Source organism: Stappia sp., assembly GCF_048261845.1.
Classification (GTDB): domain Bacteria; phylum Pseudomonadota; class Alphaproteobacteria; order Rhizobiales; family Stappiaceae; genus Stappia.
In genome coordinates this window covers 58,450-70,472 of record NZ_JBLXFR010000022.1, presented here as the reverse complement: position 1 = coordinate 70,472, position 12,023 = coordinate 58,450, and the positions used below count along the sequence as shown (strand labels likewise).

At 64.5% G+C, this 12,023-nt stretch carries 12 protein-coding genes; 10 read left to right on the top strand and 2 right to left on the bottom strand.

Annotated features, from left to right (window positions below; translation table 11 throughout):
• Positions 1-73: 73 nt before the first annotated feature.
• A complete protein-coding gene (locus tag ACN0T5_RS11290; protein WP_417768733.1) occupies positions 74-532 on the bottom strand; it encodes a BLUF domain-containing protein in 459 nt (152 codons plus the stop codon).
• A gap of 136 nt (positions 533-668) precedes the next feature.
• Entirely contained in the window at positions 669-1,124 is a 456-nt protein-coding gene (locus tag ACN0T5_RS11285) for a BLUF domain-containing protein (protein ID WP_417768732.1), read from the bottom strand.
• Between the two features lie 283 nt (positions 1,125-1,407).
• Here ACN0T5_RS11285 and ACN0T5_RS11280 point away from each other — a divergent pair, with 283 nt between their 5' ends.
• The 10 genes from ACN0T5_RS11280 to ACN0T5_RS11235 all read left to right on the top strand — a co-directional run bounded on the left by ACN0T5_RS11280 (position 1,408) and on the right by ACN0T5_RS11235 (position 11,938).
• Entirely contained in the window at positions 1,408-2,595 is a 1,188-nt protein-coding gene (locus ACN0T5_RS11280) for an Mrp/NBP35 family ATP-binding protein (protein WP_417768736.1), read from the top strand.
• Between the two features lie 435 nt (positions 2,596-3,030).
• Positions 3,031-3,693: a TorD/DmsD family molecular chaperone gene (locus ACN0T5_RS11275; RefSeq protein ID WP_417768731.1), complete on the top strand. Its 663-nt coding sequence runs from the start codon at positions 3,031-3,033 to the stop codon at positions 3,691-3,693.
• Between the two features lie 113 nt (positions 3,694-3,806).
• Entirely contained in the window at positions 3,807-3,998 is a 192-nt protein-coding gene (locus tag ACN0T5_RS11270) for a twin-arginine translocation signal domain-containing protein (RefSeq protein ID WP_417768730.1), read from the top strand.
• 147 nt (positions 3,999-4,145) lie between these two features.
• Positions 4,146-7,127, top strand: coding sequence for a formate dehydrogenase subunit alpha (locus ACN0T5_RS11265; protein ID WP_417768729.1), 2,982 nt, complete (start codon positions 4,146-4,148; stop codon positions 7,125-7,127).
• 12 nt (positions 7,128-7,139) lie between these two features.
• Positions 7,140-7,739, top strand: coding sequence for a formate dehydrogenase FDH3 subunit beta (gene fdh3B / locus ACN0T5_RS11260; protein ID WP_306027667.1), 600 nt, complete (start codon positions 7,140-7,142; stop codon positions 7,737-7,739).
• Between the two features lie 229 nt (positions 7,740-7,968).
• Positions 7,969-8,139: a hypothetical protein gene (locus ACN0T5_RS11255; RefSeq protein WP_417768728.1), complete on the top strand. Its 171-nt coding sequence runs from the start codon at positions 7,969-7,971 to the stop codon at positions 8,137-8,139.
• Between the two features lie 92 nt (positions 8,140-8,231).
• Positions 8,232-9,392 (top strand): formate dehydrogenase subunit gamma, encoded by a 1,161-nt coding sequence (locus tag ACN0T5_RS11250; RefSeq protein WP_417768727.1) that lies wholly within the window; start codon positions 8,232-8,234, stop codon positions 9,390-9,392.
• A gap of 16 nt (positions 9,393-9,408) precedes the next feature.
• Positions 9,409-10,821 (top strand): c-type cytochrome, encoded by a 1,413-nt coding sequence (locus tag ACN0T5_RS11245; RefSeq protein WP_417768726.1) that lies wholly within the window; start codon positions 9,409-9,411, stop codon positions 10,819-10,821.
• Entirely contained in the window at positions 10,818-10,982 is a 165-nt protein-coding gene (locus tag ACN0T5_RS11240) for a hypothetical protein (protein WP_417768725.1), read from the top strand. The genes ACN0T5_RS11245 and ACN0T5_RS11240 overlap by 4 nt, the downstream gene beginning before the upstream one ends.
• Positions 10,979-11,938, top strand: coding sequence for a S1C family serine protease (locus ACN0T5_RS11235; protein ID WP_417768724.1), 960 nt, complete (start codon positions 10,979-10,981; stop codon positions 11,936-11,938). The genes ACN0T5_RS11240 and ACN0T5_RS11235 overlap by 4 nt, the downstream gene beginning before the upstream one ends.
• The last annotated feature ends 85 nt before the right edge of the window (positions 11,939-12,023 follow it).

The following is a 12,023-nucleotide window of genomic DNA, read 5'->3' as shown; positions in this document are numbered from 1 at the left end:
CGGCCATCGCGGCCTTTCTGGCGGATCATTGCCGGACCGGACGCCGTTTCCGGCACAATTGTGAGTCCACGTCCTAGGCGGACAGGGCCCTGTTCTGCATGTGCCGCCGGGCGACCCGCGTCGCGCTGAAGATCATCACCGAGACGAGGTCGTCGTAGCGGACAAGCTCGGGAGAATGGGCGATCGGGATGTAGAGGCTGGACAGCACGCTGTCGCAGGCATCGGAGGCGTCGCAGAAGAAAAGCGGGTCGGCCGGCATCAGGCGCGCGGCATCGGTGCGCTGGTCGATGACAGCGAAATCGCCATGGCGCGGGTCGGTGCTGATACGGTCGAGGGTCTCCAGAACCGCCGGTTCCGGCCCCTCAATCATCTGGAAAAAGGTGTTGCCGGCCAGCAGCAGCGCACCGGTCAGCCCGGCCTTCGCATTGTTGGCCCGCGAGCGTGACAGGATGCGCTCGATCTCCTCGTCGAAGGAGAGCGTCATGGTGCTGAAGTTGATCCTGCTCCGGTAGCTCAACCGGGTGATACTCATCGGGCTGCCTCAATCGTGTTCGTGTTCTTGGCAGTCACTGTAGGAGCAACACCTTGGGTTTCGGTAAGCCGGATCGCGAATTATCGTCTGTTGCCATTAACTTGACGGCAAGCAAGGATGCCCGGTCATCCGTATTTCAGACAAGCATCGCAGCGTGGGTGAAGCGGGCAGGTTCCAGGACGCGTGCCACCTCGGCCATGCAGTCGGCCATCTCCGAAAGCTCGACCGGCGCGGGGGCATTGGCCAGCTGTCCGAGCAAGCCGCCGGGCACCGCATCATCCGCGCGGTAGTCGGCGAAATAGAGCCAGCAATGGGGAAACAGCCGTTCGGACAGCGTGCCTTCGCACAGGCTGAAAAGCCCGGAGAGCCGCGGGTCGCGCGATGCGCACTCGCGGCTGTCGACAAGGCCGCCACGCTCTCCTTCCAGCCACTGCACCAGGTGATTGCGATACAGCAGGATCGCCCCGGTCACCCCGTTGAGACGGTTCAGCCGCCTTGCGCGACCGAGCATGTGCTCGATTTCGGTCTCGACCGGGCGGCGGACCGCTGTCCAGTCGATTTGTGCAGCGTAGCAGATCGCATTGATGCTCATTTCCCGGATCCTTGTCCTTCCGGTGTGTCCGTCCCTGGTTACGAATTTTGCCGGCGAAAACTTCGCGGAACGGTTAAGAAATGCGGTCCGGGATGCGAAAGGTCGTCGATTTTCATCACATTTTGTCGTTGTGCTGAAAACTTCGTTTACCGAGCCGTCGCGCAGCCTGTCGCGATTTGTCGCCGGTGAAACCGATTGACCTTTCCCGTTGCGGCCTTACGTTCCCGGCTGATCGATCGGGCACGGGATTGTTGTGATGTTCTGGAAGAAGAAGGGGGACGAGATGCCGACGCGTGACGAGGTTCTGGCGGAACTGTCGAAGGTCAAGGGGCCGGATCTCAAGGGCGACATCGTCTCTCTCGGACTGGTGTCGGATGTTTTCATTTCCGAGGGACGGGTGATCTTCTCGATCACGGTCCCGGCGGAGCGCGCGCAGGATCTCGAGCCCTTGCGCCAGGCCGCCGAGAAGGTGGTCGGCAAGCTTCCCGGGGTTGAAAAGGTGCTGGCGGCGCTCACCTCCGAGCGAAAGGCCGGCGCGTCTCCCCGCCCGCCCGCGGACGGGGCGCCGGTTCGCCCGGCACCCGCCGCGCGCGATGCGGCCAATGTGCCTCCGCCCATGCAGGGCAGGGCGCAGGCGGCCGAGCCCGCTGCCGCCAAGCCGGGAGTTCCCGGTGTCAAGTCGATCATTGCGGTCGCATCCGGCAAGGGCGGCGTCGGCAAGTCCACGACCACATGCAACCTGGCGCTGGCGCTGCAGGCGAACGGCCTGAAGGTCGGCGTGCTCGACGCGGATATCTACGGCCCGTCCATTCCCCGTCTTTTCCGTGTCTCCGGCCGGCCGGAGCCGGTCTCCGGCCGCATCCTGAAGCCGCTTGAAGGCTACGGGATCAAGGTCATGTCGATGGGTTTCCTGGTGGACGAGGAAACGCCGATGATCTGGCGCGGTCCGATGGTGATTTCGGCGATCACCCAGATGTTGCGCGAGGTCGCCTGGGGCGAGCTCGACGTGCTTGTCGTGGACATGCCGCCGGGAACGGGCGATGCGCAGCTCACCATGGCGCAGAATGTGCCTCTGGCCGGCGCCGTCATCGTTTCCACGCCGCAGGACCTTGCCCTGATCGATGCGCGCAAGGGCCTCAACATGTTCCGCAGGGTGGACGTTCCCCTGCTCGGCATTGTCGAAAACATGAGCTACTTCCTGTGCCCCGATTGCGGCGGCCGCCACGATATCTTCGGCCATGGCGGCGCTCGTGCGGGAGCGGAAAAGCTGGGCGGGCCCTTCCTCGGGGAGGTGCCGCTCGACATGGCGATCCGCGAGAGTTCCGATGCCGGCACGCCGGTGACGGTGACCGCGCCGGACGGGCCGCATGCGAGTGTCTACCGGGACATCGCGAGACGGGTCTGGGCCGAGATCGAGCGCAACCGGGATGACGGACACCGCGCCGCCCCGCGCATCGTCATGGAAAGCTGAGGCGCTCCGGGCGCCTCGGGTTTGCGCGTGACGGTTCACGCGGGCGCCCCCGGCAAGGGACCCGGCCCGATCTCGGGCCGATCCAGGGCCCGATTTCGATTCGCACCAGAATGGGCCGACGGGAGTGAAACTCCGGATTTCCGGAGCAACATTTGCCGCAGTCTAAAACATGAATAGAAACATCATCTTTTCTTCTTCAGGCAAACTGTTGATCGTCTGGTCAATTGCCGGAGACAAATCCCCCTGGTTTCCGACGGAAATGCTGCATGGCAGCATCTTTCGGCATGCGTTTAATGTCTTTTAACGTCATTTTGTCCGATTATGTTCTTGTAGATGTATGAAATGACACGAAAAATCGTTCGCATCGCAAAACTGAATTCGTTTGCAACCACTCAGTCAAGATGACAATCTTCAAGGAGAGGGAGATCGTTCTGAATGACGCTTGAGCCGGAGTCGGTTGGTCGCGTGCCATCCGCCATGGAAGCAGGGACGGATCGTGTTGGCGTTGCTGGCGAGGACGGCGAGCGCGCGATCGTCTACCGTCTGCTCGCCACTGCGCTGGAGGCTCCTGTCGGGCGCGACTGGCTTGAGGTCGTTGGCGCGCTTCCGGCGGTGGAGGGGCCGCTCGGTGCGGCTCTGAAACAGCTCTCCTCCGAGGCCCGCGTGGCCGATCCCGCCACGCTTCGCCGCGATTACCACGATCTCTTCATCGGCGTCGGCCGGGGCGAGCTGGTTCCCTATGCTTCCTACTATCTGACGGGCTTCCTGAACGAGAAGCCGCTTGCGCTCCTGCGTCAGGAGATGCGCCGGCTCGGAATTGAGCGCAGTCCCGACGTGAGCGAGCCCGAGGACCACATCGCCGCCCTGTGCGAGATGATGGCCGGCCTGGTGCAGGGAGCTTATGGCGACGGCGATCCGGCCACCGCGAGCCGCTTCTTTCGGGCGCATGTCGCGGCGTGGGCGCCATATTTCTTCAAGGATCTGGCCGGAACGTCGACCAGCGCCCTCTATGCGGCGCTGGGGCATCTGGGCAAGGTGTTTGTCGATCTTGAGGACGAAGCCGACCGGCTGTTTTCGCAGCAGCGGCAGGCGGGATAGCGATTGTTGCGACATCTTCCGGGCTGGGCTGCCCGGACGATGTCGACGGAATTTGAAAGGGGCGGAGTGGTCCGTCCGGCAATGCAAGAACTGAACAGACCGAAGAGGGTGTCATGACACGGAAAGACACAGCCATTGAAGCGGATCGGCGCAGCTTCCTGAAGCTTGCCGGACTGGGTGCCGTGGCCGGTTCGGCGACGCTGGTCGCCGGCGAGGCGCAGGCCGAGGCTCCGGTTTCGGAAACCGCAGTCGGCTACCGCGAGACCGAGCACGTCAAGACATTCTACGACACCGCGCGGTTCTGAGGTTCCGGGCCTTCGGGTCGTGGCCATCCGTCGAGGCGGCCGAAGCTTGAAGCGAGTTGATGAGGCGTTCACCCCGATGAGGGCAGGGGCGCCCGGCGCGGCAAGGCGAAAACAGCGCCTGTGTTGTGCATTCGAGGGAGAAACGTGATGCTGAGGAAAAAGACGAGCGGCGTGGCCCGTCGTGCCAGCCTGGCCTCCGCCATTGAGGCGATCGGCGCCAGCGCGATGGATCGCCGGAGCTTCCTGCGCAGGTCGGGTCTTGCCGCGGGTGGCCTGGCGGCTGCCGGCGCCCTGACCGGCGGCATGGTGCGCAAGGCGGAGGCGGCCGGGCCGACCAATGCCAAGGTCGAGATCAAGAAATCCGTGTGCACCCATTGTTCCGTCGGCTGTACGGTCCTGGCGGAAGTGCAGGATGGTGTGTGGACGGGTCAGGAGCCGGGCTTCGACAGCCCGTTCAACCTCGGGTCTCACTGCGCCAAGGGCGCCTCGGTGCGCGAGCACGCGCATGGCGAGCGGCGGCTGAAATATCCGACCAAGATGGTCAACGGCAAGTGGGAGCGCGTCTCCTGGGAGCAGGCGATCAACGAGATCGGCGACCAGATGATGAAGATCCGCGACGAAAGCGGACCTGACAGCGTCTACTGGCTCGGCTCGGCCAAGCACAACAACGAACAGGCCTATCTGGTCCGCAAGTTCGCCGCCTTCTGGGGCACGAACAACGTCGACCATCAGGCCCGTATCTGTCACTCGACCACGGTCGCAGGTGTTGCCAACACCTGGGGCTATGGCGCGATGACCAATTCCTACAACGACATCCACAATTCGAAGGCGATCTTCATCATCGGCGGCAACCCGGCCGAGGCGCATCCGGTTTCGCTCCTTCATGTGCTCAAGGCGAAGGAAGAGAACGCGGCGCCGCTGATCGTCTGCGATCCGCGCTTCACGCGCACAGCGGCCCATGCGTCCGAATATGTGCGTTTCCGGCCCGGTTCGGACGTCGCCCTGATCTGGGGCATCCTCTGGCACATCTTCGAGAACGGCTGGGAGGACAAGGAGTTCATCCGCCAGCGCGTCTGGGGCATGGACCAGGTGAAGGCGGAAGTCGCCAACTGGACGCCCGAGGAAACCGAGCGCGTCACCGGCGTTCCCGGCTCGCAGCTCAAGCGCGTTGCCCGCACGCTCGCCAACAACCGTCCCGGCACGCTGATCTGGTGCATGGGCGGCACGCAGCACTCCAACGGCAACAACAACACCCGTGCCTATTGCGCACTGCAGCTGGCGCTCGGCAACATGGGCAAGGCCGGCGGCGGCACCAACATCTTCCGCGGCCATGACAACGTGCAGGGCGCGACGGACCTTGGCGTGCTCGCCGATACGCTGCCGGGCTATTACGGCCTGGCCGAAGGCTCGTGGAGGCACTGGGCGCGCGTCTGGGACGTTCCGTTCGAGGATCTTGCCGCCCGCTTTGCCACGATGAAGGGCGCCGACGGCAAGGACAAGGCGATGATGTACGAGACCGGCATTCCGGTTTCGCGCTGGATCGACGGCGTGCTGGAGGAGAAGGAAAACCTCGAACAGCCCGACAACACCCGGGCGATGGTCTTCTGGGGGCACGCTCCGAACTCCCAGACCCGCCTGCCGGACATGAAGCAGGCGATGGAAAAGCTCGACCTGCTGGTCATCATCGATCCGTTCCCGACCATGTCGGCGGTGATGCATGACCGCAAGGATGGCGTCTATCTGCTTCCGGCGACGACCCAGTTCGAGACATCGGGTTCGGTCACTGCGTCGAACCGCTCGCTCCAGTGGCGCGAGAAGGTCATCGACCCGCTGTTCGAGTCCAAGCCCGATCATGTCATCGCCTATCTCCTGGCGCAGAAGTTCGGATTTGCCGACGAGATGTTCAAGAACATCGAGGTGAATGGCGACGAGCCGCTGATCGAGGACATCACCCGCGAGTTCAACAACGGCATGTGGACGGTCGGCTACACGGGCCAGTCGCCCGAGCGGCTCAAGCTGCACATGGCCAACCAGCACACCTTCGACCGCACGACCCTGCGTGCGATCGGCGGTCCGGCCGATGGCGACTTCTACGGTCTGCCGTGGCCGTGCTGGGGGACTGCGGAGATGAAGCACCCCGGTTCGGCGGTGCTCTACGACACCTCCCTCCCGGTTGCGGAGGGCGGCATGGGCTTCCGCGCCCGCTTCGGCGTCGAGAAGGATGGCGACAACCTGCTGTCTGAAGGCTCGTGGCCGACCGGTTCCGAGATCGAGGACGGGTATCCCGAGTTCACGATGGCGATGCTGCAGAAGCTTGGCTGGGACAAGGACCTCACCCCCTTCGAGCGCCGGACGATCGAGTGGGTTGCGGGCATGCAGGACGCCCGTCCTTCGGCGGAGGAAGTGGGCGAGACCTCGCATACCGGCGACCTCCCGTCCGACTACAACGACAAGGTCGGCGGAGTGAACTGGAAGACGGACGTGTCCGGAGGCATTCAGCGCGTGGCGATTGCACATGGTTGCGCGCCTTACGGCAATGCCAAGGCCCGGGTCGTCGTCTGGACGTTCCCGGATCCGGTGCCGCTGCATCGCGAGCCGCTCTACACGAACCGCCGGGACCTGCTCGACAAGTATGCAACCTACGAGGACAAGACCTTCTGGCGCGTCCCGACCCGCTACAGGTCGATCCAGGAGAACGACTTCTCCAAGGACTTCCCGATGATTCTCACCTCGGGGCGCCTTGTCGAATACGAGGGTGGTGGCGACGAGACCCGCTCCAACCCCTGGCTGGCCGAATTGCAGCAGGACATGTTCGTCGAGGTCAATCCGCGCGATGCCAACAACATCGGCATTCGTGACGGCGAGATGGTCTGGGTGCACGGTCCGGAAGGCGGCAAGGTCAAGGTCATGGCGATGGTGACCGAGCGCGTCGGAACCGGGGTGGCCTTCATGCCCTTCCATTTCGGCGGACACTTCCAGGGCGAAGACCAGCGTCACAAATATCCGAAGGGTTCCGACCCGTATGTCCTTGGAGAGGCCTCGAACACGGCCCAGACCTACGGCTACGACTCGGTCACCCAGATGCAAGAAACCAAAGCCACGCTTTGCCGCATCGAGCGCGTGGCGTAAGGGGGAAAAATCATGGCACGGATGAAATTCCTCTGTGACGCCGAGCGTTGCATCGAGTGCAATGCCTGCGTCACCGCCTGCAAGAACGAGCACGAGGTGCCGTGGGGCATCAACCGCCGCCGCGTGGTGACCATCCAGGACGGCAAGCCGGGCGAACGCTCGATCTCGGTTGCCTGCATGCACTGCTCGGATGCACCCTGCATGGCGGTATGCCCTGTCGACTGCTTCTATCAGTCGGACGAAGGCGTGGTCCTTCACTCCAAGGACCTTTGCATCGGCTGCGGCTATTGTTTCTACGCCTGCCCCTTCGGCGCGCCGCAATACCCGCAGGCCGGCAATTTCGGTTCGCGCGGCAAGATGGACAAGTGCACGTTCTGTGCGGGCGGTCCCGAGGCCGACAATTCGTCGGCCGAGTTCGCCAAGTATGGCCGCAACCGCCTGGCCGAGGGCAAGTTGCCGCTTTGCGCCGAGATGTGTTCGACCAAGGCGCTTCTGGCCGGCGATGGCGATGTCGTCTCCGCGATCTACCGCGAACGCGTCGTGGCGCGCGGTTTCGGATCCGGCGCCTGGGGCTGGGGCACGGCCTACGAGCAGAAGGCGGGCAGCTTCTGATCCGTCCGGATCAGGACGGCGGAACTGGCAAAGGCGGCTCTTGGCCGCCTTTGTTTTCGGAAATGCAGGCAAGACCCGACACCGGTGTCCTTGCTGATGAGTTTCTGTCCGCTATCTCCCGGGGTATCCCGGGAGGGCGGGCCTTTTTGACATTGCGCAGATCCCGTTCGGGTGAACGGCGGAGCGACAAGGAGACTTGAACGTGAGATCGGGAAGGGCTGGCTGGGGCATGGCGGTGCTTGCATGCGCCGCGCTCGTACTTGTTCCGGGGTGCCGGGACGAGGAACAGAACCGTGCCCTGCATACACAAAAGGGCGTTTATCAAGGCGCACCGGATGAGGCGCTCAGCGAGGCGGATCGCCGCCAGTTGCAGAACCGGGCGGGCAGTCAGCGCTTCTGAGCGCTACTCTTGATGACGGGCGCGGTCGGACGGATACGGGCGCGCGTCCCGGAAGCGGTGAAGCCCCGGCAACGCCAGGGGAGGGAGATGAAATGAACGGAATGGCAATCGCCCGGTTCGCCGAACGGTTTGGCAGGGCACTCCCGTCACGCGGCCTTGCAGCCATGGTCGCGGTGGTTCTTGGTGTCCTGGTGTTTCATGCGGCCGGCACTTCGGCCAGCGCGCAGCAGCCCGCCGGCGACCCTGCAGCGGAAGCGCCGGTTCAGGGCCAGGTCCCCGGCAACACGCTCGGCACGAATTCCGATACGGAACTGTGGCGTGCGGTTCGGCAGGGCATTGCCGGCAACGTCTCCATTCCCGACAAGAACGCGGCGACGCTGGTCCAGTCGGAAGGCGAGCTCTGGCGCTCCCTGCGCAACGGACCGCTGGCGCTCTATGCGAGCTGGGCACTGCTTGCCATGGTGGTGCTGCTCAGCATCTTCTTCGCCATTCGCGGCCGGATCCGCATCGAGCACGGGCGATCCGACCGGACGATCACGCGTTTTGCGGCGGTCGAGCGCTTCGGTCACTGGCTGCTCGCCTCGTCCTTCATCGTCCTCGCCCTGACCGGCCTGAACGTGATGTATGGCCGTTATGTCCTGCTGCCGGTGGTCGGTCCGGATGCCTTCGGCGCGGTGACCCTCTTCGGCAAGTATCTTCACAACTACCTTGCCTTCGCCTTCATGGCCGGCCTTGTCATCATCTTCCTGATGTGGGTCCGCCACAACCTGCCGCATCCGTCCGACATCAAGTGGATCCTCCAGGGTGGCGGCATCTTCTCGAAAAAGCTGCATCCCCCGGCAAAGAAGTTCAACGCCGGCCAGAAGATGATCTTCTGGCTGACGATCCTTTGCGGCATCTCGATCTCGATGTCGGGCTGGTCCTTGCTGTTCCCCTACACCACGCACTTCTTCGCCGGCACATTCGGGGCGGTGAATTCGGTGTTCGGCACGGAACTGCCGACAGCGCTTACCGTGTTGCAGGAACAGCAGCTTGCCTCGCTCTGGCACGCAATCATGAGCGTTTTCCTGATCTGCGTGATCATCGCCCATATCTATATCGGCTCGATCGGCATGGAAGGCGCGTTCGACGCGATGGGCAGTGGCGAGGTCGACCTCAACTGGGCCAAGGAGCACCATTCGCTCTGGGTCGAGGAAGTGCTTGCCCGGCAGGACAAGGAAAAACACCCGCCGGCGGCGCAGCCTGCAGAGTAGGCGAATGGACCGTGTGATGCGTCGTCCAGGTGGTGCCTTCGTGCTTTTCGTCGCTGCCGTGTGTCTGGTTCTCGCCGGCGGTGACGCGATGTCCGATGACGCCGCCCCTGCGCCTGTTGTCTGGCCGGACCGCCTGGAAGGCCATGGCGGTCCGGTCAAGTCCGTGACGCTATCGCGGGACGGGACGACGGCGCTCTCCACCTCGTTCGACTATTCCGTCATCCTCTGGCGCCTGGAAGCCGGAGCCGGCGAGGTGGTTCACCGGTTGATCGGCCATGAGGCGGCGACCAATGACGCCCGCTTCGTCGGCGATGAGCGGGCCGTTTCCGTTGGCGATGACGGTGCGGTGATCCTGTGGAACCTCGAAGACGGGGAGATGCTCGCGCGGATCGATACCGGCGACGAGAAGATGCTGGCCGTCAGCGTCAGCCCGGATGCGCGCTTCGCGGTGACCGCGTCCTGGGACCGCACCGCCCGGGTCTACGGCATTGGCGAGGCGTCTTTGACCGAGTTGGCCATCCTCGAAGGGCATCGCGGCAACGTCAATGCAGCCGCGTTCTCCATGGACGGTACAAGTGTCTACACCGCGTCCTACGACGGCGGCATTCGCGTTTACGACCGGGCGGGCGGCGCGTTTCGGCGTGAAATCCATTCGCATGGCTGGGGCGTCAACGTGATGCGTGTCCTGGCCGGTGGCTCGCAGATCGCCTTCGGCGCGACCGACGGCGTCGTCGCTGTGGTGGACATCGCCAGCGGCGCGATCGTCAAGCAGCTGGCGTCCCACCAGCGACCGGTCCTGTCTCTCGCCCTTTCGCCGGACGGTACGCGGCTTGCGAGCGGCGGCGGCGACGGACGCATCCGCGTCTACGCCACCGATGCGTGGGAACTGCTTGAGGAATACGAGAACCCATACGGTCCGGTCTGGGGCCTCGCGCTCACCGGCGACAACCAGGTGGCGTTCTATTCCGGTCTCGACGATCATGTGAACGCCTGGCAGATCAGCCCGCGCATGCCTTTCGACCCGGTCGCAAGCGACTTCCCGCGCCGCTTCCAGGTGGCGGCCGACGGCGATCCGGGAGAGCGCCAGTTCGCGCGAAAATGCTCCGTCTGCCACACGCTGACGCCGGACGACGGCAATCGGGCCGGCCCGACGCTCTACGGCGTGTTCGGTCGCCGGGTCGGCACAGTGCCGGGCTATCCGTATTCCGATGCACTGCGTCGTCTCGATCTCGTCTGGAGCGAGCAGACGATTTCCGATCTCTTCGACCACGGCCCGGACGTTGTGACGCCGGGTTCCAAAATGCCCATCCAGCGCCTGAAAAGTGCCGAGGAGCGCGACGCGCTGGTATCATTTCTCAAACGCGCGACGGCGCCGGACCGGGCCCTGCCGGAAGGCGGCCCGGGCGAACGGAAGGAACAGGAACAATGAAGGCATTCCTGAGTGCGCTCGTGGCACTTGCTGTCATCGGGACGGGAGCCTGGGCCTATCTGACGCAGGGGCTCGACTACTCCTCCGCGGCGATCCATTCGACCGACACACCGGGAGCCGTGCGGCTTTCCCCGGATTCGGGCAAACGGCCGGGGGAATGATTTTTTCGCGCGCGGCGAGGCCGACCGTTGCCGTGCTGGGCGCGGTGGCGATCATGGCCACGGCCGGCCATGCGGCGTCGGCGCGCTCGCTGCTGCCCGCTGCAGCCGGGCTTGAGCGCGCCCGGGCAGCCGTCGTGGCTGTTCTGCCCGACTGGCCCGAAGGGCGCGCCAGCGCGGAAGAGCCGGAAGGGTCGGCTGTCGCCATTGGCGACGGGTCCCTGCTCCTGACCGCAGATCATGTGCTGGGCGCGGCGCGGTCGGTCCGCCTGCGCTTTGCCGATGGCCGGGTCGTCGCCGCGGAGATCGCCTTTCGCGATGCGCCGACCGACCTTGCGCTTCTGCGCGCGCCTGTCGCTCTCGAGCCGCTGGCGTTCGGGCCGGAACCGCCACTTGGCGCTCCCGTCTGCGCACTCGGCAACGCTTTCGGCCTTGGCATCTCGCTGAGCTGTGGCGTCGTCTCGGCAACCGCGCGCGGCGGCGTCGGCTTCAACGACGTGGAGGATTTCATCCAGACCGATGCGGCGGTGAACCCGGGCGCCTCGGGTGGCGCCCTGATAGACGGGGAGGGCCGGCTCATAGGCGTTCTCTCGGCGATCTTCACCAAGTCGGGCGACGGGGATATCGGCGTCAATTTTGCGGTTTCCGCGGCTCTGGCGCAGCGCGTCGTCGATGCGGCGTCCGTTTCGGCAAGCCCCCGGCGCAGCCTTGGCGCACGTTTGCGCCCCACACGACCGGGTCCGCAAAAGGGGGGGCTGGAAGTCGTTTCCCTCGAGGCCGGAGGCGCGGGGCAGAGTGCAGGCCTGCTTGCGGGCGATGTGATCCTGTCCATCGACGGCGTGCCCGCGGGCACGCTTGCCGGCTTTCGCGGCCGGCTCGAGCGGCGCGATGCCGAAGGGGTGCTCATGATCCGGCGCGCGGAATCGGAACTTCAGGTGAAGCTTGGAAAACTCGACTGATCAGGGGCTTGCGGAGGTTTTCGGATTCACTTCCGCAGCCTGTTGAATCAAAATCTCAAACGGCAGATGTCTCCGGCCATGAGGG